This is a genomic window from Nocardia sp. NBC_00511, from assembly GCF_045161165.1.
Classification (GTDB): domain Bacteria; phylum Actinomycetota; class Actinomycetes; order Mycobacteriales; family Mycobacteriaceae; genus Nocardia.
In genome coordinates, this window is the sequence record NZ_CP107850.1 from 214385 (window position 1) to 239746 (window position 25362).

Below are 25362 nucleotides of genomic sequence, written 5' to 3' on the forward strand. Positions count from 1 at the left end.
TCAAACCAAGGACTTCGATTTTCGGTGTGCATGATCCTGGCTCCGAGCGTGCGCTCGAAGAGTTGAGGATGTTTCGTGAGAACTTCTTTTTCTGCTTGACCAGACGGGCGGATGCGTTGTTGGAGCTGGTCGACGCGGTGTTGTGTGCTGACGGGCCGGTGGCGTCGCTGGCCGGGTTGTCGCTGGTTCCCGAGCATCGGCGTGGGCACGGCGCGTTGTACGACGCCCTGAACTGCGGCAGGGTCGAGATCACCCGGCTGCGGTCGGGATCCCCGTCGCACCATTCCCGGCGTCGATGAGACGCTCGGTGAGGTCACGGATATGGGCGCAGGTACGTCTCAACCCCTGATGTCGCAGCAGCCATCTTTGATACCCTTTGCGACATGGATGTCGCAGTCTTCGTCGTCGACGGAGTCGCAGACTTCGGTTTCACCGCGGTGCTGGAAACCTTCAGCACGGCTAACGGGTTGTTGCCTGGGCTGGAAGCCCCCCCGGAGCCGTGGCGCGTGCGGACGGTGTCACTCGGCACGAGTGTCCGTACCGGCCACGGCCACCTCGTCCCGACGATTCCGCTGGACGCCATCGAAGACACGATCGACCTGATGATCGTGCCCGCTGTCGAGATTTTCGATGCCCGGCAATTGATCGAACTTGTTTCCTCGCCAGCGAGCTCGCACGTCCTGGACCGCATCTCCACAATGCAAGAGAAGGGCTCGCAGCTCGCGGCCGCCTGTACCGGGACGTTCTTTCTCGCGGAGGCGGGTGTGCTCGACGGGTACCGAGCAACGACGAGCTGGTTTCTCGGTCCAGTCTTCCGTCGGCGATACCCGAACGTCGAAGTCCACGAAAATCTGACCCTTTGCCGGACATCAGGTGCCACCACTGCTGGCGCGGCCCTGGCACACCTGGATCTCGCGTTGTCCTACGTTGCGGGGGTCAGTCCGACTCTTGCTGAGTTGGTCGCGCGATACATGATGGTGGGCGACCGGGTCACCCAGGGCGAGTGTGTGGTTCCAGAAATCATCGCCCGTGGCGACTCCTTGGTCGCTGCCTTCGAACGCTGGGCGCGTGATCGGCTGGCGGATCAGTTCTCCATGACTGACGTAGCACGCGAGCTAGGCACCACCACACGAAGCCTGCAACGTGCCACACAGGCCGAGTTGGGAATGTCGCCCCGAGACTTCGTCGACGAAATCCGGCTCGATCGAGCCACGAGGCTCTTGCGGACAACGACTTTGACCGTGGATGCGATCGCAATGAAGGTCGGCTATCTCAACGCCGGAACATTACGTGCTCTGTTTAAGCGCCGGCGCGGGAGAAGCATCGCCCAAGTGCGTGCCTCCAGGGCATCCTGGATGCCGACAGGCACATCCTGACACCATCCGGCACCGGTGACAGTTCCGATGCCTGAGCCCTCACCCACCTCGGGCGGCATGATCTGCCCCTACAGCCCGGCGAGCGGGACGCGGCTACTCCCCGCACTCTCGGGGCCAGCCCCCCCGTGGACTCTTCTGCGTCCCGGCGACTCCCCCAACGCTCGCCCAGCAGTGTGGACAGCTGACCGCCGAACGCGACGTTCTCGAATCGGAACTGGCCACCCAACACGACTCCATCGCCGCGGTCCTACATGTAGTCGCCCAGCTGTCACTCGAACTCGACCAAGATGTACCGCCGCAGACCTCCGAGCAGTGACCAGAATCAACGCACATCGCAACAACACGGTTGACCACCTACAACCTCGATGTCGGCCGAAATCGCACCGAGATCACCGGGCCGAGGTGTGCGGGGTTTCTGCGCGACGGTGGAGAACATTGGCGGGCGAGAACGCTGGCATGCCGAGCAGCCAGACAGCGTCGGCGCCATGGCGCTGTGCCGAGTCGACCGCATGATCCCCGCCACACCGGAGGCTACGACGGCGTAGCCCGTACGCTGGACTGTTATGAGCGGGTCCATGCGGTGAGCGAAAACGACGTCTTCCTCGCCGACTGTCCGGCGCGCACCACGCTGGCCCTGGTAGCCGATACTTGGTCTGTCGTTATCATTTTCGGACTTGGCGACGGTCCGCAACGTTATAGCGAACTGCATGACCGGATCGGGGGCGTCAGCAAAAAGATGCTGACGCAGACCCTGCGGAGGCTGGAGGCGTCCGGGCTGATCGAGCGCAGAGTTCTTGCCACCGCGCCACCAGGCACGGAGTATACGCTGACCTCACTGGGAGAAAGTCTGCTGGAACCGGTATCGCTGCTGGCACGGTGGGCGGAAGATCACGCCGAAGAGTTGGTGTCGGGGCAGGAATGCTGATAAGCCGCTAGGGAACCGCGGGGTGTCCCACGGTCCCCTAGCCTCGATCCCATGCGTATCTCGATTTTCGGAGCAGGTGAAATGGCCGAGGCGCTCGGCGCCAAGTGGACCGCCCGCGGGCATGATCTCATGATTGCCGGACGATCTCCCGACAAGGCGGCGGGTTTGGCGAAGCATCTGAACGCACGTTCGGGAAGCTTCGCGGAGGCGGCGCGGCACGCAGAGGTCGCGCTGATTGCCGTGCTGTACCAAGGTATGGATTACACCTTGGATCGTATTGGTGACGGCTTGAGGGGTATACCTGTCATCGACTGCAACAACCCGGTGGAAACCGAGGGATTCACCCTGGCGACCCCGCCAGGGGTGTCGATGGCGCAGCGGATCGCCGGAGTGACTGGCGGCCACGTCGTTAAGGCATTCAACCTCTGCCACGCCGACGTATGGCGCATGTCGGCGATGACGTTCGATGGCCGACCGCTGACGGTGCCCTACTGCGGCGACAATCCGGATGCCTTGGCCGTGGCTGCTGGTCTTATCGAAGACATCGGCGGGATTCCGCTACGCACCGGGGATCTGCGGCATGCGCATTATCTTGAGGCCAGCGCGGCCGTGATTATCGCCCAGTTGTTCGGTGGCCGTCCCACGCGCACGGTGTTCAATCTGGTGGACGATCAGCCGACATCGCAACGTCAGCGGTAGCAAGGCCGGGCCCGGCGCGATCGTAATAGGCGGGGTCGTGTCGATGCCCGCGGTCGCGAGTTCGGCGACTCCGGCGGCGCTGAAGTCCGAGGCACCACCAAGAGAATTCGGGGCGCAGGAGTGTCGACGACAGCGCGGCGACGTCGGTATCAGTGGCGTACACCACGAGTCCCTCGGTGGTGACTAGAGCCTTGCGGTGACCGGCCAAGACGCTGCCGAGCAAGGCGGATACGGCGTCGCGATCGGTGAGACCCAGGGCGGTGCGGGTCAGTGCGCACTGTCGTGTGTCGTCGGCGGGGAGCGTGTTCTTCTCAGCGATCACTGCGGGTAGGTCAGCTTCGAGCCAGGTCGGCGGGGAGGCCGGCCCATTCCATAGAGGCGTGTATCGAAACCCGCGGTCAGGTCGAGCACGAGATCGAAACCCGCGTCGATGGCCGCGGTCACGTCGTCTTCGATCAGTTTGGTGCGGGTAACCAGCTACCAATCGTCGCCGATGGCCATCCCGGCTTGGTCCGCGATGGCCCGGCCGCGCACATCGCTAATCGGTGGGCCACGTGGGTCGTGGAAGCGCGTCCGGGCGGGCGGATTCGATGGCCCGGCAGGCGGCTACCCGACGAGCGGTGTCGGATAGGTGCGTGACCAGTGGTCGTTCGATCATCTCGGTTCCTTAGGTGAGCGGGAAGTTACTGACGAAGACAGTGCTGCGGCCGTTGATGTTTCGGAGCCGGGCGAGTGTCTGGCGAGTGAGGGCGCGTGCGGCGGTGTCGACCGGGGAGAGGAAGATGAAACGGAACGCGCGGTAGCCGATGTAGGGGCTGAGTTCCTCCCGGTAGCTGTGCTTTTGGTTGTTCACGACCGCGCCGGAGAAGGTCACGAGATATGGGTCGGTAAGAGCTCCTGCGGCGCTATCGGATTGGCGCGACAGTGCGCTGCCGAAGTGGCGTAGTTGCACGTTGAAGAATGGATCGATCGGTTTCAGCAAAACGGAGGCGGCGTCGTCATCGAGGTGGGTCAGCTTCTCGGCATGGGAGATGCTCGCGCTGGAGCTGGCGGTCTCGGCCGTGCTGTCTCCTATTTGCTTGACTGTCAGCACCTTTCGGGGATCGGAGAGCCCGGCCGTCGACGTGATCGAATCGCGCCAGCAGGTCCTGTCCACAGCCAGCATCGTAGAGAATGGTGACGTCGACCCCGACTCTGACTGAGGTCGACGGGAATTGGAGCCGCTGGAACCACACGGTGAGCTCGTCGGGCGCTTGGGCCGTCGTTTCCTGCGCTCACTCGGCGCTACCCCGGTCAGCTATGGAGCGGGGCACCTCGGCCGGATCTGCGACCTCGGCCTCACCCGCGTCGATCGCGCCCTGGCGGATCCACTTCCGCAGAGTTTCCGCGGTCATTCCCAACCGGGCCGAGACCGCCTTGATCGCGGCTCACTCGCTGGCATAGTCGTCGCGGTGGTCGACGACCAACCGCACAGCCTTCGCCTTTGTCGCTTCGTGGTACGTCGATGGCATAGTCTGCCCATCCTTCCCAAAGAAGAAGGTGAGCACCAAACCTGGGGCGATTCAGAAAGCTGCTTAATCCCAGCGATTGAACAGCAGGTCGCCGAGCGTCTCGGGTTTCCAGAAGCAGATCTGCGCGAGTTCCACATCGCCCAGCCCCGTGAGGTCGCACTCGGCCAACGGTGTCGCCATCTCGGTTGGAATCAACGCGCGGTACCGGGAGATACGGCTGATCGTTCCGGCGAGTTGAGGGTCGTCCACGAAGACAGGGGCGGCCTCGTGGTCGGGGCTCGTCGGTTCAGTGATCGGCCCGTGAGCGATCCGGGTAGACGAACGACACCGCGACAAAGCTGCAAGCCGGGCTAGCGGGCGTGTAACCGACGACTTTGCCGCCGGTCAGCCGCGCAACGGTGTGGCAGACGCCGAGGAACTCGACTCGGTCTAAGTCCGGCGGGGCCATTTGTCCGGCTGTCCAGAAACCGGTTACGCCGCGGGGCGGGCGCGCGGCCATTGCGCCAACGGCCACTACCTGTTCGGTGATACTCGCCGATTCGTCGGCTGGATCTCCTGCCCCATCCCTGCAACGGGTGACTACGACTAAAGTTCGTTTCGCTCCGTCGCCGACAGGGATGTTCCAAGTCGGCGACGCCCATTCGGCATTGTTCAACTGGGCTGTCGCCCGTCAGGCCGAGGGCGGCCGGTTGGTGCTACGCATCGAGAACACCGACCAAGCCCGAATGGGTGCAGGGCATCATCACCGCGTTGGCGTCGATCGGCATCTCCGAGGCCGGATTTCAGAGGGCATATTCGATAGTCACTCTGTTCGACAACGAGCCACTCCTGCAGCCGCTTCGTGACGCCGCCGCCGCCACCATACCCGAGCCCACAATACGTGCGCACTTCCAAGGACCATTAAGACAACGACGCTATCGAGTCCATTAAGTAAAGATCGCTGTACACCCAATCTCGTAACGGCGCGCGAGATCAGCGTTATATCGACGGGAAAGGTGAATATGGCCGTGGTCGTGAGGAACAAAATTGTCCCGGCAATCAGAACTGCACTGTAAATGCGTACCGCTCGACGTTCATGCGACCGCAAGGAGAGACTCGGGTCAACGCATTGAGCGCTCGACTTGACGAATATTTGTCGTATTCGACTTCCTATATAGCGGAGATAGGCGGTGCCGTCGCCGAAAAGGTTCCGGCAACCCGTAATGTCCTGCAAGACAAAATATATATCTGTTCGCATGAAGATCATAAACTCGAATGGCAACGACATGAGTGCAATAACCATCGTGGCGGCCGTGGCCCGATGCACGATGCCTGCATCGCTCGTCATTGCCTGAACGAAAACCGCAACCGCTGCAACAGACAAATTCGTCGCGATTCCAGCGAGGTATGCAGTCAGCCGTTGCCTTCGAGAAGCGATCTCTATGCCAGTAATATCCGTCTCGGCGACCAGGAATTGCAGCCGGGTACCCAGCTGAATCCGAGCGTGCACACCTGCCGCTCGCGCAACGATAAAATGAGCGAGCTCGTGAACATACACCAGCGCCCATCCTGCGCCCGTACCCAGGGCCAAGACTGCGCTTCCGCTTTGGCTCCACAACAGTTCATGAAAGCTGGGGCGCAGGTCGCGCCGGAGCGCAAGTACTGCGCTCGCCGCCAGCATCAGGCCACAAAACAGAATCGGAACAGCCGGGCTCAGGACGAAACGCGCTTGGCCTGGACGGATACGTGGGAACGACATCGGAGGCGCCGGTTCAGTCTCAATGGAGCAGCCATCAACGGCGGCGACGAACCCGAACGTAACAAGGTCGCGGGCGAAGGAGAGAACGTCAACCGGGTAGTTCTCGGATTCAGCTGCCCGTGTCGTGGCCTCCCCTATCGTCAGTTCGCCGCGGAGCAATTCAAGCACAGCCATTCCCTCCCGCGGCAACGCGACGAACTGCCGCGTCTCCAATCTACCCACGATCCATTCATCTCGATCCTGCCGAATCGCAATATTATGCAGCAAAATTCGGCTCGTGGGAACGATCACTGTAGGATCAATCAAAATTGCGTACCACAGGTCTCGCACCCATCGCGAGCATCGAAACGAATAACGCTCGACTCACCAGAATGCGCGAGGTTCACCTCGTGCCAGAAGCCCGGTGAGACCGGAGGTGCGCCTGTGAGGGCCGCGAGCGCAAAATATGCCATGAACATGCCCGTGATTCCGGCCGATACGGCGTTAGCGGGATGCCAATCAAACTGAGGATCAAGGTCATCATGCGAGAACCCAGGTGGAAATCTCATTTCGGGGGCTTCGATCGCTTGATCGTGTAGACACTCCCAGCATGCTCCGGCTCCTCTCCGGTGCATGCCGACAGAGACAATCGGGCCATAATAGCCGCCGACAATCCAGGCCACACCGGCCCGGTGACACGCACGGTTAGCCCATCGACGAATTTCGTGCGGTTCGTCAGCGCAGAGTAACACAAGATCATAACCCGGCTCAAAAATATCGCTCAGATCTGCTTCGCTCGATATCGAAAGCCGATCTCCAGAGATTTCCACGTCAGAATTTATATCGCCCAGGTGTTCGATTGCAGCATCGACCTTCAACCTCCCGATATCCTTCTCTCGATATAGAGTCTGCCTATTCAAATTTGAAAGCTCGACGAGATCATGATCCACAAGCCGAAGAAGCCCGACCCCCGAGGCAACGAGTCCCTGTGCGACAGTTCCGCCCACTCCGCCCACCCCGATCAGGAGAACTCTCGACCGCCGCAGTATCGCCTGAATATCCCAGGAGCTGCGACGTGGCTGCTGGTCAAGCCAGCGAAAGAGAGGGACACCTCGAGCGTAACGTTCACGATCTCGATCGGTTACTTCTCCCGGGATGGGTGCAGAGCTGTCTTCCAGAACACCTGCATCAAGCAATTGTTGCATTATTGCAGCTATTTCTCGACTGGATGCGTTCACGAGCTCTAGACCTAATATTTCAGCTGGTGACCGCGTGCCATCCAGGGCGGCAATAGTAGCTTTAATCTTGCCGCCTGGATCTGCGATTTCAATTCCGAGCCCGAAGACAGTGGCCCCGATCCGCACGGCGCCATCAGCGGTCACATACGGACTCAGCTCAGGTTTTATCCGCGGAGCGATCATATCTAAGACGCGGATCGGTCTATTCATTTCACGTTACCCCCAAGCGATGCGCCTCCGCGTCGAATTCATGAAGCGAAGGCGCATCATTCGTTCAATTCAATCGGTTATGAGGCACCGTTACCACTGCACGGCAGACCGGTGGTTTCCTTCTTGTCGAGGCGTCGAATAGAAATCACAACAGGGGGCTGATCGTTACGAGGCTGAGCTGGCTTGCTGACCTTCTTCATGGCTGAACTCCTTTACGTCAGATGGCGACCTGCCGACCGTCAGATGGCGACCTGCCGACCGTCACCTGGGTCTGCTTCGAGTACGCAATTTATGGTAACATGATCGAATATTTCACATTTTCCATCCATGGGAATAGGACTTTGTGCTTGAACTGTTCGCTGACAAATTTATTTTCGCTGTGGTGCTGGCGTGCGGAATAAATTCGTGTGCGCGCAGGCAATGCACGTGACTACCGTGCGCTCTACCGGCGACGGCGCGGACGGTGCCGAGCGAGCTATGCTCGAAGGCCGCAGCAAGTCATCTTGACCGATATTTCGATCCGGGTAGCGACCGGTGCCGGCGGTGGCGACCGCGGTGCACGGTGGCGAGCACGTCGGACTGCTGTCCGGCTTCGACATGGTCCCGCAACCGAAGCGCCTCGACCGCTGCTGGTCATCGACGTACTGGGTGAACTCCCCATCCCGCGACGCCAAGTCGTAGGCCTGCGCGCACTTACGCAGCAAAGGCACGGTCCTGGTGCGACCGGTTACCACTGGATCCGCCAGCTCCACCTCGGCATGGACGTCCGCGACCTACGCTACGACGGCCTCGGCCAAGGCTACGGACGCCTGCGCTCCGTCGGCAACGACGTCCGAGTCCCCGTCCGCGGTTACCGCCGAGGTCGCCTCGCGCTCACCAGCCCCGGCGACGGGCGAGTGTGCTGGTCAACCATCCCCGCCACGGTGTCCGCCAGACGGCTCGGGCCGGCGCGCACCAGATGAGCGATCGAACGTTCCGCCGATATACGTCGTCGATGGCGTGGTCGTCGACTCCGACCGCATGTTGCAGTCCGCCGACGGCCGCTGGGTTGAATCGCAACTCCTGCACTGCGCCAAGGGGCACTGTCTGCTCGGCGATACTCGCCGCTGATCGGCTGGATCTCCTGCCAGTCCCCGCAATTCGAGGCGGTCGTAGGCTCACTCGCCTGCCTGCACCCAGGTGGTGGCGCCGTCGACCTCCGGCTGCCCGCCGATGAGCCGGTGTGCGTCTGCCAGCAGCCGCGTTCCTCGCCGCCTGTCAGCCCATCCGCAGTCCCGGCCGCAGCCTCGTCCGCTTCGAGCCGGACACCGTCGAGGACGAGGACGGCCCGCTCGCGGAGAACGACGTGATGGACCCTGAGCGCACGCCGCCCATCCTCTGGGACATCCGCCTGCTGCAACGCGGACTCCACTACCTCAAGGCCTCGACGACGGGCTAGCGCCCTCGGCGGGTCAGCGTCCTCGAGGCGACAGGTTTCGCCGGCGAGTGTTCAGATCGGGCGTGGTGAGAGGAGCAGGAGGATCACCGGGTCGTGGCCTGCAGCGCCGATGTGGGCCAGTGGGAGTCCGGAGAGATGGATGATCGTGCCGGCTCCGAAGTCGGCTTCGCGTCCGGATTTGCAGGTCAGCCGTAGGATCCCTTGCTGCACCATGACCAGGGTTCGATCCCAGGCGGCGGGGTCGTAGCTGACGGGTGTTCCGGCCGGGAGGCTGACGTGCGTGCGGTTGGTTCCTGGGGTCGGGCGGTCGGGGAGGATCAGGCCGTCCGGCTCACTGGTCATGCCGCTGCGGGGAGGTCGAACAGGTCGAACAGTGCCGGGTTCAGCATGAAGACCGCGATCTCGTGTATGCCGTGCGTGTCGAGGGTGAGGACACCGATGCCGAACGGTTCGTAGTGGGTGCGGTCAGCTGACTGCAGGTATAAGCCGAAGGCAGGCTGGTTGTTTGCCGCTGTCGGCAGGAGTCGGATGTGGCTGCCCACCTTGGCTCGGGCCGAGGAGTCGTCGGGCATGGGGCTGGCCAGGAACGTGGCGATGGCGGCGGGTCCTTGGAACCAGGTGCGGTAGGGCGGCATGACGAGTCGGGCGTCGTCTGCGAGCAGGCTTGTCAGCGCGTCCATGTCGGCGCTCTCCCAGGCCTGCACCAGCTTGTCCAACATCATTCGGTCGATGCCAGTCGATGACGTGAGTGCGTCGGCGCGGTCGGGTGTCCGCGCAGCCAACGTGGCTTGCGCGCGACGAAGCGCCGAGTACACGGCAGTCGGGGTCATGCCGAGGGCGGTCGCTGCCTCCTTGGCCGGCCAGGACAGGACATCGCACAACAGCAGCACGGCACGCTGGCGGGGCGGAAGTTGTTGGATCGCGGTGAGAAACGCCAACTGGATGCTCTCCCTGGCCAGGACCGAGTCCTCGGCCGAGCAGGCCTGTCTCAGCAAGGAATCCGGGTAGGGCTGCAGCCAGGGGATATCGCTGGGCGCACCGGGCAGGCTCCCCGCTTCGGCTGCCTCGAACATATCGGTGGGCCACGGTCTGCGCTTGCGACGACGCAACGCATCCAGACACACGTTGGTCGCGACCGCGTAAAGCCAGGCACGGAACGTGCTCGTACCCGCATATTGCCCCACCCGCGTCCAAGCACGCAGAAGAGTTTCCTGGACAGCGTCTTCGGCGTCCTCGGCCGAACCGAGCATGCGGTAGCAGTGCACATGGAGTTCGCGTCGGTGCGGTGATACCAGCTCCTCGAATGCCCGCTCCGATCCTGCCCGGGCCTTCTCGACCAGTAACTCGCTCATATTCATGTGACGTCGTTTCTGTCGACGATTCGTCGGTCCTCCCGACAAGTGTCGGGTGCTTGCCGAAGCGAGTCGGCTCGCTCCGACGAAATGCGTTCGCGGTCGGCGTCATATGAGTGACACCACTGCCAGCGTGGTACGGACCACGATACGTCCGTACGTTGCCGGCGCCAATCCACACTGAGAGGAACTCTGCGATGGATCCATCGAGTGACCGAACTGTCGCGATCATCGGAGCCAGCCGCGGCTTGGGCCGCGGGGCCGCGGAAGCTTTCGCCGCCAGCGGAGCAAATGTCGTTGCGATCGCCCGTGATCAGCGAGCCCTGGCGGACTTGGCCGCAGGCCACGACCGCATCAGACCGCTGGCGATGGACGCGACCGCCCCGCATTCGCCCGATGCGGTCATCGTCGACCGGCACCCTGATGTGCTGGTCCTGGTCGCGGGCGTCACGCCACCGATCGCGCCGATCAACGAGCTGAAGTGGACCGAGTTCTCCGCGACCTGGGAAACGGATGTGAAACTCACCCATGTGTGGCTGAGCGCGGCGTTGAACGCACCGATGCGGCCGGGCAGTCGAGTGATCGTGATCAGTAGCGGTGCCTCGCTGAACGGTTCACCCCGCGCAGGCGGCTATTCGGGAGCCAAAGCCATGCAACGCTTCATGGCAGCCGACGCCCAGAGCGAGTCCGACCTGCGTGGGCTCGGGATCACGTTCACCTCGGTACTCCCCAGACTCACCCCGCTGACCGCCGTGGGCGCGGTCGGCGCACAGGCGCACGCGGGCCTGGAAGGCATCAGCGTTGCGGAGTTCACCGAGCAGTTGGGCGAGACGTTGACCCCCGACATCTTCGGTCAAGCCTTGGTGGACCTGGCCGGACGGCCGGAAGCGGACGCGGCGGGCAGTTTCCGGCTCACCGTCGACGGCATCACACCATTGCCCTGACGACAACCCACAGCAAGAAATTGGATATCAGCGGTCCGTGCCGGGCCGCTTACATGAACAGGAGACAACAACCATGCGTAAGGTGATCGCGGCTTTCAAGATCTCGGCTGACGGGAAATATGGCGGGCCGGAAGGCTACGCGGACTGGGTCGTGAGTTGGCCGGAGGACTTCGGTTCGTGGCTGACCACGCAGATCGACGCGTGTGTACTCGGTGCAGAGTTCTATCCGCTGTACGAGCAGTACTGGTCACAGGTCGAGTCCGCGCCGAGCGAGATTCACCCGTTCACCGGGAGGGTTCCGACGGCGGCCGATGTCGAGTGGTCCGAGTTCGCGTCGAAGACTCCGCACTACGTGGTGTCGAACACCCTGAAGTCGGTGACGTGGCCGAACACCGAGATCCTGCCGGACCTGGACACGGTAGCGGCGATGAAGCGAGAACAGGGCAAGGACATCTACCTCGTCGGCGGCCCGACGCTCGCAGGCGCCGCCATCGACGCTGGTCTGGTGGACGAGCTGCACCTCATCGTCTATCCGCTGATCGTCGGGGACGGCAAGGCGTTGTTCTCGTCGGCGGCGCGGCACACCATGCAGCTACACAAAGTCGAGCAGTTGCCGGAGGGCCGGTTGAGCATGGTGTACAGGATCGGGCAGTGACGAAGTTCGCTCCCGTAGCGGTGGTCGATACAGGCAGCCAGGTTCGCTCATCGGCTAGTTAGAGACTGGTATCAGGATCGGATTCTGGCCAGGATTTGATCCAGTTGCCCGGTGCGGTGCTCTCTCTATTGGTTTGCCTCCCACCGGGTGCCGTGCCGGGAGGGCTCGCAAGGGGTTCTGCCCCAGCTCGAGCCAGCGGTGCCTTCCCGCACGGATACCCACCGCCGACCTGGGAGGGATGGTGAGCGTCATCATCGGGATAGATCCACACAAAATTCTGCCACTATCGAAATCCTCGACTCCACGGGCTCACTGCATCAGCAAAATGTGCCAAGCAACAACCAACAACCTTGCAGTGTGGTGCTGTATTCCGCACCCGACGCTGATGAATATCAGCGCTCGCTTGGGCCCCGTAACCACGCCGGTGCCGGAGAGCTTCATCCTCACCAGCCGGAACACACCAAGAAACGTCGGGACAGACGACGAGCACAGCCATTCGACCAGTTCCACTGCAGGAAGCCCAGCTCCGATGGAGCCGGAGACCGAGGTCGCCATCAGCTTGTCACCCACCTCTGCCGCCCCTCGCAAACCATCGGACAGAACTCCCGAGCCCGATCGAGACCGCCGCCCTGCGGCCGACCTCACACCGCTTCAACAAGATCCCGCTGAGGCTGTCCGAATCAACTACGACGTGGGCAGCGCCGTGGAGGCGCTCGACCACGAGGTGAATACGCCGAGCATCCTCGTCGCGTGGAAGGCTGACCTCGCCGACAATCGCCCGGACGTTGCGCGCGTCAAATCCCTGTGGAGCCCGGGCGGTCACGTTGACGACCTGCCCGGCCCTGGCCCGGAAGAGCGGGGCGCACGATGTAGGCGAGGAAGACACACAAATCGAGCGTCCAGACGCGGCGCCCCCTGAGACCACCCCGCTGTGCAGCGACAGTGCCACACCGGACATACGGGATACGAAACCGACCTGGAATCGCTTTCCCAGCACAAATCGGACGCCGTGGACTGCCGACAACAACGAGATTCATCGGAATTACCCAGATCCGACTATCTGACAACTCCGAGTTATTCACACTCCGCCCCTCGCCCCTCGGCCACGACGGATATCGGCGCCGACCCGGTCCGCAGGACTGGAGGCGATATTCAGGCGGTGGCGTCGTCTGTCGCGGCGACCGCAACGAACAACGCACAACGGGCAAGAGCGATTGCCCCCCAAGAACCCGGCAGCCAACGGAATTCTCCATCGGAAATCGAATCGCCTACCGACGGCCACCAGCCACAGACATCTAATTCTCAGAAGTCGAGCCCCTCGACCGAACCGCTCCACGCGGCGCACGACCGTTCGAGAGAAGAGGCCACGAACAGCGAACGCACATCCGAGGACGGGCGCGAGGCCAGAGGGAGCGACGAAGATCCGGCGTCGCGCCCGGACCTCGCCACCTCGGCCGACGGCGGTGGCCGGGGGAACGGTGGCGGTCAGCCGCCGTCCAGATCCTTCATGGTGTCGCTGCAGCGTCCAGTCGTGATGGCGGAACACCCGGTTGCGTGATGTGCTACGGAATTGCCGGAGCAGGTGTGGCGGTGACTGTGGCTGGGTCGAACGACATACGTGGGAATTCCGCTCGCCACAGTCGATTCGGATCGGAAGCTTTCCTGATCTCTTCGAGGCAGATCTCTAGGTAGTCGGTCGAGTGGCGGGGGTCAGTCGTATGACCGCGCTGTAGGGGCGTGGTCCTGGAGCGCGGGGATCGGGCTGTGGATTGTCGAGGGCGCCGCGCATCTGTGGGGGCAGTCTGTTGTATCGGCCTGCGGCGGTGAAGACCGGTTCGAGGGATGAGACTTCCCATCCGAGGTTTTCGAAGAATGCGACGCCGTCGGGTGGGAGGAAGGTCCACGGTGCGTGACTGAGCAGACCTTCGACGCGGTCGGTAGCGAGCTCGGCGGTTCCGGCAGCGCTGAAATCGAGGGACCACCAAGCGATTTCGGTGCGGGTGAATGCTGAGGAGAGTGCGACGACGTCGTCGGCTTGCAGATACATGACCAGTCCTTCGGTGAGGACGAGGGCTTTGTGGGCGCCGGTGAGCGCGTCGTCGAGGAAGGTCGCCACGGCTGCTGTGTCGGTGAGATCCACGGCGGCTCGTGTCAGTCGGCACCGCGGCTGCTGGTCTGCCAGCAGCGCGTTTTTTTCGTTTACCACTGCGGGCAGGTCGACTTCGATCCAGCGGAGCTCATCGGGTAGCGCCATACGGTATGGCCGTGTGTCGAAGCCGGCGGCGAGATTGAGTACGAGGTCGCACCCTGCGTCGATGGCTTCGGTGACGTAGTCGTCGATGAGTTTGGTTCGGGTGACCAGGTACCAGTCGTCGCCGATCGCCAGTCCAGCTTGGGCGGCGATCTGATGGCCGCGCTCACCGGCCAACCGGCTCGCGAGCGGGTCTTTGAACAATGCGTCTGGGCGCTCGGATTCGATGGCCCTTCGGGCCGCGACCCAGCGGGCGGTGTCGGAGACATGGGTGACCAGCGGTCGCGATGTCATGAGTACGGTGCCTCGATTCAGGTGTTGATCGGAAAGTTGCTGGTGAACACGTTGCGGGGATCGCGGCTGCTTTTGACTTGCCGTAGCCGAGAGAGTGTGTCCGGGGTGAAGGCGCGCACGGCGGTGTCGCCGGGTGTGAGGAAAGTGAACGGTATGCGGGTGCCGAGGTATGGGGCGAGTGCTCGGCGGAAACTCTGTATTCGGTCGTTGGAGGCGACCGCGGCCGGTCGGGTCGGCGCGGCTGCGGAGAAGATCACGCAGTACGGGTCGGTGAGAGTTCCGGCGGCACTGTCGGAATGCCGGGTGAAGGCACCGCCGAGGTGGCGGACCTGCAGGTTGAACAGTGGATCGATCGGCTCGAGGAGGGCCGTCGCGGCGGTGTCATCGAGATGGGTGAGGATTTCTGTGCGGGAGGTCCCGGCGGTCGGGTTGGTTGGTTCGCCTGTGATGCCACCGATGTCGGCAGGGGCGAGTGCCTTGCGGGTGTCGGCGAGGCGGCCGTCGATTCGGTCGAACCCTTGTAGTAGGTCGTGGCCTTGTGTGAGATCGCCGAGGTAGGTCGTGTCGATGCCGACCATGGGTGGAGCCGAGGGAAATTGCAGCCGCTGAAACCAGACGGTGAGTTCATCGGGAGCGTGTGTTGTTACTTCTCGGAAGGCATCGAGGACCTGCGGTGCGCGGTCGGCGGGCCAGAGCATCCGTCCGCCATAGATGGCGGGCGCCGGAAAGAGCCCGAATTCGAGACTTGTGACCAGCGCGAAGTCGCCTCCGCCGCCGCGCAGAGCCCAGAACAGGTCGGGGTCGGAGTTGAGTGTGATCCGTGTGGAGTTGCCCTTGGCGTCGACGACCCCGAAGGCGGTCACGGCATCGGATGCCCAGCCGCGTGCGCGTCCGAACCAGCTCAGTCCACCGCCGAGGGTGTATCCGGCGACGCTGACCGCGCCAGAGCTGCCGGCCAGGCCGACAAGCTGGTGTGGTTGTGCTGCGGTGAGGAGGTCGCCCCAGGATGCGCCGGCTCCCACCTGTGCTGTCGCCGTGGTCGGATCCACCGTGATCTGGTTGAGTTTGCTGGTGCGAACCAGAATCACATCGTCGCGCAGGTTGCCGCTGGCCCCATGTCCATTGGGCTGCGTTGTCACGCCGAGGCCACGATCGCGGGCGTAGTTGACCACGGCGACCGCGTCGGCGGCGTCGGCGATGTCGACCACAGCAGCAGCGGTCTGGGCGACAGCGGTATTCCAGGGGCGAGCGGCGGCATCGAAGCCGCCGTCGCCGGGCAGGTATACCGGCCCGGCGACCGCGGATCGCAGGTCCGCCACGGACTTGGTGCGATTCACGCACCCCGCCGCCAGTAGGCCTCCGGCCGCTAGGGTTGCACCCAGAAATGCTCTGCGCGTGGCGAATTCAGTCATGACACGGTGAGAACGAGCTTGCCGCGGACGTGTCCGGTTTCGATGGCGCGGTGTGCTTCGGCCGCGTTGTCCAAGGGATAGGCGTGCTGGATCTCGGGGACCAATGTGCCTGCGGTGTAGGCGTCCACCAGGTGTTGGAGTCGGGCGCGCGAGCGGTCCGTGCTGATTGCCCGGACCCGATATTCCGAGGCGACCGGGCTGAATGCGACGGTGGCGACGCGATCCCCGTCGTGGACGAGCTCGGCCGAGGTTGCGAAGGCTTCGCGTGTGGCGATGGCGACCAGCGAGGCGTTGATGCCTTCGGGTGCGACGGTGTGCAGCCGTGCCGAGAGTCCTTCACCGTAGGACACCGGTATTGCGCCGAGCTTTTCGAGGTATGCGTGATTGGCGATGCTGGCGGTGCCGATGACGGTGGCTCCACGTGCGACCGCGAGTTGCACCGCGTAGGAGCCGACACCGCCGGCGGCCGCGTGGACGAGCAGTGTCTCCCCCTGCTTCACGTCGAGGATGTCGAGTGCTGTGGAGGCGGTCTGCCCGGAGGCCGAAAGGACTCCGGCTGCCGACCAGGGCATCGAGGCAGGTTTACCTACGGCCTGGGTCGCGGGGACGACGACGTATTCGGCATAGGACTGTCGGTCCGCCCATCCGAGGACTTCGTCACCGAGAGAGAAGTCCTCGACCCCGGCACCAATGCCCGCGACCGTGCCGGCGAATTCGTTTCCGAGCCGTTGAGGGAAGGTCGCCGGAGCGAACTGTCGGGTGCCCCCACTGCGAAACAACGCGTCGAATGGCTGCACCCCCGTCGCGGCGACAGCGACCAGTAGCTCACCCGGACCCGGATCCCGGGTCGGTACGTCCGCGATATGCAGCACTTCGGGATCGCCGTAGGTGTCGAACACGACTGCTTTGGTCATCGGTTGTTCCCTTCGTGGAGTGGTTTCGCGTCACCGGAGTCGGCGACGCGCCGGTAGCGGCTCATCTGGTCGGACGAGTCGACTCCGAAGCTGATGACTCGGGCCGGATGGATTCGGATAATGGGACCCTCGGCTCGAGCTGCCGAGTCGACGGGATCGCGCAAAGCTTCTGCGTGACCGCGGATTTCGAGGCAGCGCACGCCCGCCGCGACCATGTCGTCGACCACGACCGAAACGCGGGGATCGACGATAATGTTGCGGAACTTGCGACTGCTGGCCATGTTCGCCCCACCGATGTCGATGGTCGCCGTGGCGGGGTTGTAGTACACCATCACCGGATTGATCTGCACCGATCCGTCGGGTCGTATGGTCGCCAGCCGCCCGAGCCGCAGGACCTGGAGATAGCGGATTTCGCTGCGGGTGAGGGGAGCCTCCGCGGGTCTGGCTGGCGTCGTCACCAGGCGCCGCCCGTCTCGGATTCCCACGCGTTCGCCTTTTTGGGCAGCAGGAAGGCCAACGCGAACGCGAGCACTTGCAGACCGATGATCACCCACAGGGTGTCTCGCATGGCGATGGGGAAACTTCCGTGTGCGTGCCCGGCCAGCAGGTTGAAGAACATCGTGCCCATCGCCGCGACGCCGACGGCGCCGCCGAACTGTTGCAAGGCAGTCAATGCGCCGGAGGCCGAACCCGTCTCGTGCATGTCCACGCCTGCCAGCACGATGTTGAAGAACGGTGCCAGAGTCAGGCCCAGGCCGATGCCCATGACCACCAGCATCGGAGTCAACGTCCAGGGTGTGACGTGGGTGAGCAGGTGCATCTCGATCTCGATTGCCGTCAGGCCGGCCGCGATCGCGGCAGTTCCGACATGGATGAGATGCCTGCCGAACTTGTCGGACAAGCCCGCGCCGGCCAGCACGAACCCGATGACGCCGCCGACCGCCTGGGGCAGGGCGGCCAGGCCCGCTCCCAGCGCCGAGTAGCCCATGCCGTTCTGGAGGAACACGGTGAATATCAAAGCGAAGCCGGTGAGCGCGCTGAAGAAGGCCAGTCCGGTCGCCAGTCCTCCGACGAACGCACGCCGTCGGAACAGTTCCGGGATGATCAATGGTTCGCCGCCCGTGCGTCGAACACGGTTCTCATACAGTGCGAACACAACGAAGACCGCAATGGACGCCACCATCAATCCGAATGTCCACACCGGCCAGCCCAGCGCGCGGCCCTGCACGATCGGATAGATCAACATGCCGATGGCGACGGAGGCCAGCAGTGCGCCCACCCAGTCGAGTTTGGAGGCAGTGGCAGCGGTTGCGGGCAGGAACTTCGCGCCGACTACCAGGACTGCCAGGCCTATGGGCACGTTGATCAGAAAGATCATGCGCCACCCGAGGTCGAACAGGTTCGCCGTGATCAGCCACCCGCCGAGGATGGGGCCACCGACCGACGAGATCCCCATGATCGGACCGAAGGCTCCGAATGCCGCCGAGGTCTCCTTGGGGGGGAACATCTGCTTGATGAACCCGAGGCCTTGCGGCAGCATGATGGCCCCGAAGAGGCCTTGGGCTACCCGGAAACCGATGAGCATGCCGAATGAGTTCGACACTCCGCAGAGTATCGATGCAGCGGTGAAGCCTGTCACGCCGACGAGGAACACTGCGCGGCGGCCGTAGATATCGCCGAGCCTGCCACCGGTCAGCAGCCCGATTGCCATCGCCATCGTGTATGCGGCCCCGAGCCATTGCATGAGTTCGGGGCCTGAGGACAGTTCTTGCCGGATGGTCGGCGCGGCGACGTTGGTGATCATCGTGTCCAGCAGATCCATCACCGAAGCTGCCAGGATCGCGGCGAACGCGACCCATCGGTAGCGATATAGGGGCGTTTCGTCCTGATCGGTGCCTGTAGTGGAGTAGGTGTTCTCACTCATACCCACAGTGTCATGCAAACGATTGAATCATGTCAAGTGTTTGATTGAATCTTGCTCGGTTACTCTGTGCACATGACCGCAGCCGACCCGGACTCGCCGAAACCTCGCCGCCGTGCGATCGCACCGGAGGAGCGTGGCCGTGAGGCCGACCTCACTCGCCGGCGGATTCTCGACGCCGCGTTGGCGGAGTTCGGCGCGAAGGGCTACGCGGGATCGCGTACCGCGAGCATCGCGGCCCGCGCCGGCGTCAATCAGCAGCTGATCGCCTACCACTTCGGCGGCAAGCAAGGTCTGCTGGAGGAACTACGCAAGCAATGGTCAGACCTGGAACGAGGCCTGCGCGGTGAGGACGGCGGCTTCGGGGAGTCGATTCGCGGCTACGTCGACGCCACGCTGGACAACCCGGACTGGGCGCGGCTCGCCGTCTGGCAGGCACTCGGAGACGGACCTGCTGACGACGAGCTCGCCGACTCAGCACCGAATGCCATTACCCCCGCGGCCGACCTCGACCAGGCACTCGACCGCATTCGCGCCCGTCAACAGTCCGGTGAACTCGCGGAGGATCTCGATCCCAAATTCGTGCTGCTGCTGTCCTACCTGATCGCGTTCGCGCCGATCGCCTTGCCATCGATCGTCGCGGGAATCTACGGCGTGGATCCGTTGTCGCCCACCTACCGACGCGAGGTGATGAGCCAATTGCTCGATGCAGTGTCGCCGCGAGCCGACAATTCCATGTGATGGCAGGCGGTGGGGGACACAGGGCTGGAATCCGATGTCCCGCGGTGAGCAGGCGGGCGATGGCGTCCATAATGACTACACGATTCCCGGCCGCCGACCCATCTCACGGACATCCTCACCGAAACTGTCGGTGTCGAAAGTCTTTGCTGGACAAGTGATCCAGCTACTTCCATCGGCATGATTCGGCTGTGGACCGCTGACCGCACGGTCGGGACGAACCTGTTGTCGAAGGTCCAAACCTCCAAGCCCCGTCGCGTTGCTGCGCAAGGCTCTTCGAGAAGACTGGGCGCCACACCGAACTCGGGGCAGTCCCAACGGACGCAAACGCCATATCGTCGTCGACACCCTCGGCCTGCTGCTGGTCTGCTACGTCACCGCCGCCAATGTTCAGGACCGCGACGGCGCCCGCGTCGCTCTGACCCGACTGCGCGAATTGTTCACCGCGATCGTGCTGGTCTGGGCCGACGGCGCCCACAGCGGCAACTTGCGCAGCTGGGCCCGCGAGAAACTCCATTTCACAATGGAAATCGTCCGCCGCCCCGACACCGTGACCGGCTTCGTCGTGCTGCCGCGCCGCTGGCTGGTGGAACGCTCCCTGGCCTGGATTCGCTTGCGCCGCAGATGCATCCGCGACTATGAACGACTGCCCGGACACCACGAAGCCTGGGTCACCCGGTCGATGATCCTTCTCATGTCCCGACGCCTCGCCCGCACTCAACCACGAGAATGAGCAGTTTGTTCACAGGCACTCACTGAGAAGCAAGGTTGGATCGCAAACCACAGCCAATACCAAAGGCCATCAACTCCACCGAATTTAGCCGAATTTGCCGGCGCTAGCGTCAGCTCGCGCCTCGTCGATTCGCTGATCCGGGCTATAGTCGTCACTTTGCGCCGGTGCGTGTGGCCAGACGCGCACCTTTCCGAACGTCATCCGGGACAGCATTCCGTTGCGGATGACAAGGGTGTGCCACAGCACGGCGGCCAGGTGTGCGGCGAAGGTGGCGTACAGCAGGTAGGCGGCGACGATGGTGACCAGCAGGTGGAACTCGCCGATCGAGCCGACCATGAACATGCCGATGAACAACATGGTGATCACGGCTACGGCCCTGATCCAGTGCAGGCCGCGGGCGACGATGGTGAACTTGGTGCCAGTGGTTTCGATGTCACTGGGCACGGCGGACCTCGGAGACGTCGACCGCGCTGGGTGTGTGCGGTTCCCGGATGCATCGCTGATAGGAGCGTGCGTACACCGACGACCGCGCCGCGAGCAGCGGATCATCCGACAGCGCGATTCCGGTCGGCAGGACCGTCGGGTCGCCGGGCTCCGCGACCGTGACCACCATCCGCCAGCACACCGGTCCGTGCGCGAGGCGTTCGATCAGTGTGTCGAACAGTCTCCGCGACATGCATTCTTGTCGAAGTGTTGATCAAATTGATCTGAACACCTGTGTCGCAGCAGCGGCTTTTGATACTGTTTGCGACATGGATGTCGCAATCTTCGTCACCGACGGAGTCGCCGACTTCGGATTCACCGCAGTCCTCGAGACCTTCAACATGGCCAACGCCTTGCTATCCGAACTCGAAGACCCGCCGGAGCCATGGCATGTCAGAACCGTGGCACTGGGGCACAGTGTCCGTTCCGGACATGGCCACCTGGTGCCCACCGTGCCGTTGGATGGCATCAGCGACGCGATCGATGTGATGATCATGCCGGCGGTGGGGGTCCTCGATGCCGACGGACTCATCGAACTCGTATCGTCACCCACGAATCGGCCATTCGTCGAACGAATCTCTGCGATGCAGCAAAACGGTACGCACCTGGCAGCCGCTTGCACGGGGACGTTCTTCCTCGCCGAGGCCGGAGCCCTGGATGGCCGGCAGGCGACGACGAGTTGGTGGCTTGGACCAGTGTTCCGCCGTCGATACCCGGAGGTCGAGGTCCACGAAGGTCTCATCCTGTGTCGCGCGAGCGGCGCGACCACCGCGGGCGCTGTGCTGTCCCATTTGGATCTTGCGTTGTCGTTCATCGCACCGGTCAGCCCTACTCTGGCCGAACTCGTCGCTCGCTACATGCTGGTCGGGGCCCGGGTCGACCAGGGAGAATCCGCAATCCCCGAAGTCATCGCCCGCGCCGACCCGCTGGTCGCTGCCTTCGAATGCTGGGTCCGCGACCGACTGGACGAGCAGTTCTCCATCGCCGACGCAGCTCGGGCGTTGGGCACCACCACACGAAGTCTGCAGCGCGCCACCCAAGCAGAACTGGGCATGCCCCCCCGGGACTTCATCGACGAGATTCGCCTCGACCGGGCAAGTCGATTGCTGCGGACGACCAAAATGACCATGGATGCGATCGCGGCGAAAGTCGGATACCTCAACGCGGGAACCCTGCGAGCGCTCTTTCGACGACGACGTGGCCGAAGTATCGCTGAAGTGCGTGCCGCGGGATCCTACTGGCAACCAGTTCCACTGGGGTGAAATGCTTTGTCTACCAACAGAATTCTTCGATCAGCCGGGCCCGTGTGATCGTGGCCGGACAGGGATCGGGAATGTCTGAGTGGCCCCCGGGCCGGTAAGACGAATCATCGTGCTGATGGCGAATCAGTGAACGCTCCGACGCTGACCTGTCGGCGGCCCGCCTGCAGGATGCCCGGTTCGTCCGTGTCTCAGGTGATCACGCGAGCGCGTTTGCCGAGGCCGAACCACCGAGTTCCTCGCCGTGCGTTGACGGGGTGCGTGTACGCGAATTCTGCAGTTCGCGCGGGTCGCTGAGGAATCCGGATGAAGGGTGTAGCGCTTCCGCGCCGCGATCCAGTCCCCTCGGTCAGCGATGATGAGCCCACTGTTCTCGTCGACGGGCTTCGAGATCTGCGACACCTCTACCACAGTTCGCTGCCGGTACTGCTGCCGGTAGGAGGAGGCGCGAAGATCATAGGCGGCTCCGGGAACGGGGGCGGCGGGCGGATTCCTCGATGGTGCTGCCACCCGTCGCAGCCCGGATAGGCCGGAAAAGCGCTTCGCCAACCGCCCTGCCCCTCTTCCTCTCCGGGTCCATCGCGATGCGCATGTGCCTGGGGCCTGCCAGGATCGGCCCAGTCATCCTGTGTCGCTGAGGATTCCCCGCGCTGGGCAGAGTTCGCACCCGGTGGGGGAACTGGATCGAACGCGACGTCAGCGAAGGCCGTTCCGGTGTAGATGAAAGGAAGGAAAGCGACTGCGGCCGCTGTCGCGACGAGCACAAGCCGTCGTATGGCAACTGGTCCGACTGCGACGGGATCCATGGTGCGAGCCTCCAGGTTTGAAACCTATCGTGTGTGACATGCAGTGAGGGCGGAACCCCTTCCCGTCTCCCTCGAACAACATACCCACGACGGCGGCGCGGCCTGTTTCCATTGCTGGCAAGGCATGCGAGCAGCAACGTGCCCCCGAATATCGTTGTGGCCGTCTGCCATTCAGCGGGTGTCGGTAGCTGCCCGACGGGTCCCGGTAGAGGCGATCGCGACGAGTGTGGTCGAGCGGTCTGGTCACGAACCGGTGTTCGCCTGAGCGAGTTCGCCGCCGTAGTGGTCGAGGACGCGATTGTCATGACGAGCCGCCACAGCCGGGCTCGTGCGGAGATCAGCACCATCGCGCATCCGGCCGGCAGCTGCGGTGCGATCTGTGACGGCCGCAAGGTTTGACAGCGGCGCTCCGGGTTGAGGAGATGGTCAGCTGTGGTGTTGTAAAGGAAACACGAACACGTCGGTGACCAAAGGATCCCCGCCGCCGAGCATCGGCAAGGCCGTTACTGCCCGCAGAATCGTTGTGCCCATCACTGGGAACACCCGTGTGTCACGGCGAATCTACGATGAGATGTCCCGATTCGGACGAAGATCGAAGGCGCCCAACGGCACACGATCCCGCTCACATCGCATGCGACGAGGTCCACACCATGACCCAACTCGAGCACGCTACCCAGGCCACCCGCTCCGTCGGCACCGGCGGCGATCATCGAGATTTCGCGCTCGCGGCAGCGCACGATCAAGCTTCGCGAGCTCCCACTCTCAGAGATCGGTTTCGAGGACCTCGAACGTCATATCGGAGGCAAAGCCGGCCTCGTTGCCACCGACACGGTGGACGAACTCCATGAGACCCCGGCGTTGTCGCTCATCGAACGAGAAGTCCAGTGCCGCAGTGTAGTACTGCCGCAGCGTGGCCTCTCCGATGGTTTCCCAGACCGCGACTTCCTTGCAGATCTCATCGATCTCCGTCAGAGCGACATCGCGAGCTGCCAGCAAGTCATGCCGGACCGAGGAAACGATCTCGGGGTTACGATCCAAATATTCTTTTCGAGCTGCGAAGACTGCGAACACAAACGGCAGCCCCGTCCACTCTCGCCACATCTGACCTAGATCGTAGACGAAATAGCCCTTACGGGCTCCTTCCTCAGCGGCATGCAGAGCACTGTCGCCGATGATGACCGCAGCGCTCCCCACCTGCAGCATCGATTCCAGATCGGGTGCCCAATTCACGTATCGACAGGAGACACCGACGACCTCGCGGAGTAAGAGCCTTGCCAGCTGAACGGATGTGCGACTGGTGTTTCCGAGCGCGATCGTCGCACCGTCCAGATTCTCTACAGCGACCTTACTGATAATGAGGCATGACATCACCGGGCCATCGCAGCCCACTGCGATTCCTGCAAAGGCAGTCAAGTCGTCGGCGTGCCGGAGAAACTCGAAGGCGCTGATCGGGCTGATGTCGAGCTGGCCGGTGACCAGTGCCTCGTTCAGACGGTCGGGCGACGCGACCGTCATCTGTAAGCCCAGAAGTCTGCCGGTTCTCCCTAGCCCCCAAGACAGCGGTAAGCAGTTCAGGAACTCGATTTGCCCGATCCGCGGTCGCCGGACCGGATGAATGCCGACCGGTAATCGGTGCTGGGCCACCGGGACTGAGCGTAGGACGCTGTCGCGTCGATCATCGACTACTGGATCTGACACAACCTGTGACACTTCCGGTCCTCCAAATTCGGCGATCGATCGAATACGGATTCTCGGATAGCTGCCAGTGCTGCTGTCCAGCACCCTCGCCGCGAGTAGCGCAACGATTCGGATACGACCATGTGTGACGTGGAGCCTAGTGACGTTGCGTTACAGAGATTGCTGTCAGTTACCACTGCTGGGAATCCCATTCATGAGACTGCTGTGTCCTGATATGGCGGGACGGTCCTACTTCGAAGTCGACGACAGATTTGCCCATCGGGTTTTCAAGTCATTGCGGAGAAAGGCGGAACATCTTTGTGCCACAATATGTTTCGCGACCCCTGGCTTGAGGCAAGATCAGAATCCGGCCGAGCCGCCGGAGTGAACCTGGCGCATTGCGAGTCCGCCGGGTTCGGGCGTACGCGCCGACCGGCTACCACCATCACCCGAAAGACAGGTGATGCCTTGAGTTTTCAGCAATTCGACCCTCCCAATCGGTAACACGCCGGGCCTGACGAGTGCGTACTTCGCGCCGACGTGTTCGGACCCGCCGGACCCCGGCTGCCGACCCCTCGGCACCGAGAGCTGGCTCATGCCGAGCGGCACCCAACCGTCGCTCGGAGTCGATAGTTAGCGGAAAGAAGGCGAAGTCATGGTCTCGCAAGGGAATATGGACACTTTCGCGGCGATGCTGTTCGGTGAGCGACGGATCGTGGCTCAGCGATACCACGAAATGTTCGATGCGGACATCTATGACCAAGACTGGTGGACTGCCACGCGGGACCCGGGAAAACGTGCCTACGAAC

General features: G+C 63.1%; 25 protein-coding genes and 3 pseudogenes. 12 read left to right on the top strand and 16 right to left on the bottom strand.

All coding sequences use genetic code 11. The annotated features are described in order from the left end of the window. Positions 1-68: 68 nt before the first annotated feature. The 4 genes and pseudogenes from OG300_RS42155 to OG300_RS42170 all read left to right on the top strand — a co-directional run. Positions 69-263, top strand: a pseudogene (locus tag OG300_RS42155) (transposase); the annotation flags it as partial. A 120-nt stretch (positions 264-383) separates the two neighbouring features. After that, complete coding sequence (locus OG300_RS42160; protein WP_331722891.1) at positions 384-1376, top strand: helix-turn-helix domain-containing protein; 993 nt, start codon at positions 384-386, stop codon at positions 1374-1376. Positions 1377-1956: 580 nt separating this feature from the next. Then, positions 1957-2301 carry a winged helix-turn-helix transcriptional regulator gene (locus OG300_RS42165; protein WP_405498889.1) on the top strand — a complete coding sequence of 115 codons (345 nt, stop codon included), beginning with the start codon at positions 1957-1959 and terminating at the stop codon, positions 2299-2301. Between the two features lie 51 nt (positions 2302-2352). Then, positions 2353-3000 carry an NAD(P)-binding domain-containing protein gene (locus OG300_RS42170; RefSeq protein ID WP_331722893.1) on the top strand — a complete coding sequence of 216 codons (648 nt, stop codon included), beginning with the start codon at positions 2353-2355 and terminating at the stop codon, positions 2998-3000. Between the two features lie 318 nt (positions 3001-3318). Here the strand turns inward: OG300_RS42170 and OG300_RS42175 are convergent, their stop codons facing one another. The 3 genes and pseudogenes from OG300_RS42175 to OG300_RS42185 all read right to left on the bottom strand — a co-directional run. Continuing rightward, a complete protein-coding gene (locus OG300_RS42175; protein ID WP_331722895.1) occupies positions 3319-3444 on the bottom strand; it encodes a hypothetical protein in 126 nt (41 codons plus the stop codon). A 223-nt stretch (positions 3445-3667) separates the two neighbouring features. Then, entirely contained in the window at positions 3668-4165 is a 498-nt protein-coding gene (locus OG300_RS42180; RefSeq protein WP_331722896.1) for a hypothetical protein, read from the bottom strand. Positions 4166-4334: 169 nt separating this feature from the next. After that, positions 4335-4511: pseudogene (locus OG300_RS42185) on the bottom strand (IS3 family transposase); the annotation flags it as partial. Positions 4512-5128: 617 nt separating this feature from the next. Between OG300_RS42185 and OG300_RS42190 the strand changes: the two are divergent. Continuing rightward, positions 5129-5297: pseudogene (locus tag OG300_RS42190) on the top strand (glutamate--tRNA ligase family protein); the annotation flags it as partial. A 16-nt stretch (positions 5298-5313) separates the two neighbouring features. Here OG300_RS42190 and OG300_RS42195 read toward each other — a convergent pair. Together OG300_RS42195 and OG300_RS42200 are read right to left on the bottom strand one after the other, a co-directional pair. Continuing rightward, positions 5314-6579, bottom strand: coding sequence for a site-2 protease family protein (locus OG300_RS42195; protein WP_405498890.1), 1266 nt, complete (start codon positions 6577-6579; stop codon positions 5314-5316). After that, positions 6552-7676, bottom strand: a complete 1125-nt coding sequence (locus tag OG300_RS42200) for a ThiF family adenylyltransferase (protein WP_331722899.1) — start codon at positions 7674-7676, stop codon at positions 6552-6554. The genes OG300_RS42195 and OG300_RS42200 overlap by 28 nt, the downstream gene beginning before the upstream one ends. Before the next feature lie 543 nt (positions 7677-8219). On the opposite strand from OG300_RS42200, the gene OG300_RS42205 reads away from it, so the two are divergent. Together OG300_RS42205 and OG300_RS42210 are read left to right on the top strand one after the other, a co-directional pair. Then, on the top strand, positions 8220-8357 hold the full coding sequence (locus tag OG300_RS42205) for a hypothetical protein (RefSeq protein ID WP_405498891.1): 138 nt from the start codon (positions 8220-8222) through the stop codon (positions 8355-8357). Between the two features lie 541 nt (positions 8358-8898). Next, positions 8899-9114 carry a hypothetical protein gene (locus OG300_RS42210; protein ID WP_331722901.1) on the top strand — a complete coding sequence of 72 codons (216 nt, stop codon included), beginning with the start codon at positions 8899-8901 and terminating at the stop codon, positions 9112-9114. Between the two features lie 51 nt (positions 9115-9165). Here the strand turns inward: OG300_RS42210 and OG300_RS42215 are convergent, their stop codons facing one another. Together OG300_RS42215 and OG300_RS42220 are read right to left on the bottom strand one after the other, a co-directional pair. Continuing rightward, positions 9166-9456: a hypothetical protein gene (locus OG300_RS42215; RefSeq protein ID WP_331722902.1), complete on the bottom strand. Its 291-nt coding sequence runs from the start codon at positions 9454-9456 to the stop codon at positions 9166-9168. Further along, entirely contained in the window at positions 9453-10466 is a 1014-nt protein-coding gene (locus OG300_RS42220) for an RNA polymerase subunit sigma-70 (RefSeq protein WP_405498892.1), read from the bottom strand. Before OG300_RS42220 ends, OG300_RS42215 begins: the two co-directional genes overlap by 4 nt. 197 nt (positions 10467-10663) lie before the next feature. Here OG300_RS42220 and OG300_RS42225 point away from each other — a divergent pair, with 197 nt between their 5' ends. Both OG300_RS42225 and OG300_RS42230 read left to right on the top strand, forming a co-directional pair. After that, positions 10664-11410 (top strand): SDR family oxidoreductase, encoded by a 747-nt coding sequence (locus tag OG300_RS42225; RefSeq protein ID WP_331722904.1) that lies wholly within the window; start codon positions 10664-10666, stop codon positions 11408-11410. Between the two features lie 73 nt (positions 11411-11483). Next, on the top strand, positions 11484-12065 hold the full coding sequence (locus tag OG300_RS42230; protein ID WP_331722905.1) for a dihydrofolate reductase family protein: 582 nt from the start codon (positions 11484-11486) through the stop codon (positions 12063-12065). A 309-nt stretch (positions 12066-12374) separates the two neighbouring features. Here OG300_RS42230 and OG300_RS42235 read toward each other — a convergent pair whose 3' ends face one another. From OG300_RS42235 to OG300_RS42260, 6 genes are all read right to left on the bottom strand, one after another. After that, positions 12375-12635 carry a hypothetical protein gene (locus tag OG300_RS42235; protein ID WP_331722906.1) on the bottom strand — a complete coding sequence of 87 codons (261 nt, stop codon included), beginning with the start codon at positions 12633-12635 and terminating at the stop codon, positions 12375-12377. 1114 nt (positions 12636-13749) lie between these two features. Beyond that, entirely contained in the window at positions 13750-14610 is an 861-nt protein-coding gene (locus tag OG300_RS42240) for an SAM-dependent methyltransferase (protein ID WP_331722907.1), read from the bottom strand. A 17-nt stretch (positions 14611-14627) separates the two neighbouring features. Then, on the bottom strand, positions 14628-15947 hold the full coding sequence (locus OG300_RS42245; RefSeq protein ID WP_331722908.1) for an FAD-dependent oxidoreductase: 1320 nt from the start codon (positions 15945-15947) through the stop codon (positions 14628-14630). A gap of 71 nt (positions 15948-16018) precedes the next feature. Beyond that, the gene (locus tag OG300_RS42250) at positions 16019-16936 is read right to left on the bottom strand and encodes an NADP-dependent oxidoreductase (protein ID WP_331722909.1); all 918 of its coding nucleotides are present in this window, start codon (positions 16934-16936) and stop codon (positions 16019-16021) included. Continuing rightward, a complete protein-coding gene (locus OG300_RS42255) occupies positions 16933-17394 on the bottom strand; it encodes a PPOX class F420-dependent oxidoreductase (protein WP_331722910.1) in 462 nt (153 codons plus the stop codon). Before OG300_RS42255 ends, OG300_RS42250 begins: the two co-directional genes overlap by 4 nt. Further along, positions 17391-18860, bottom strand: a complete 1470-nt coding sequence (locus tag OG300_RS42260) for a DHA2 family efflux MFS transporter permease subunit (protein ID WP_331722911.1) — start codon at positions 18858-18860, stop codon at positions 17391-17393. The genes OG300_RS42255 and OG300_RS42260 overlap by 4 nt, the downstream gene beginning before the upstream one ends. Positions 18861-18932: 72 nt before the next feature. On the opposite strand from OG300_RS42260, the gene OG300_RS42265 reads away from it, so the two are divergent. After that, positions 18933-19598, top strand: coding sequence for a TetR family transcriptional regulator (locus OG300_RS42265; RefSeq protein ID WP_331722912.1), 666 nt, complete (start codon positions 18933-18935; stop codon positions 19596-19598). 256 nt (positions 19599-19854) lie between these two features. Further along, the gene (locus tag OG300_RS42270) at positions 19855-20328 is read left to right on the top strand and encodes a transposase (protein ID WP_331722913.1); all 474 of its coding nucleotides are present in this window, start codon (positions 19855-19857) and stop codon (positions 20326-20328) included. 84 nt (positions 20329-20412) lie between these two features. On the opposite strand, the gene OG300_RS42275 is transcribed toward OG300_RS42270, so the two are convergent. Next, on the bottom strand, positions 20413-20772 hold the full coding sequence (locus OG300_RS42275; RefSeq protein ID WP_331722914.1) for a hypothetical protein: 360 nt from the start codon (positions 20770-20772) through the stop codon (positions 20413-20415). Beyond that, the gene (locus OG300_RS42280; protein ID WP_331722915.1) at positions 20762-21004 is read right to left on the bottom strand and encodes a hypothetical protein; all 243 of its coding nucleotides are present in this window, start codon (positions 21002-21004) and stop codon (positions 20762-20764) included. Before OG300_RS42280 ends, OG300_RS42275 begins: the two co-directional genes overlap by 11 nt. Before the next feature lie 76 nt (positions 21005-21080). Between OG300_RS42280 and OG300_RS42285 the strand changes: the two genes are divergently transcribed. After that, positions 21081-22073 carry a GlxA family transcriptional regulator gene (locus OG300_RS42285; RefSeq protein ID WP_405498893.1) on the top strand — a complete coding sequence of 331 codons (993 nt, stop codon included), beginning with the start codon at positions 21081-21083 and terminating at the stop codon, positions 22071-22073. Positions 22074-23638: 1565 nt separating this feature from the next. Here the strand turns inward: OG300_RS42285 and OG300_RS42290 are convergent. Next, positions 23639-24520, bottom strand: coding sequence for a menaquinone biosynthesis protein (locus OG300_RS42290; RefSeq protein ID WP_331723130.1), 882 nt, complete (start codon positions 24518-24520; stop codon positions 23639-23641). Positions 24521-25362 lie beyond the last annotated feature (842 nt).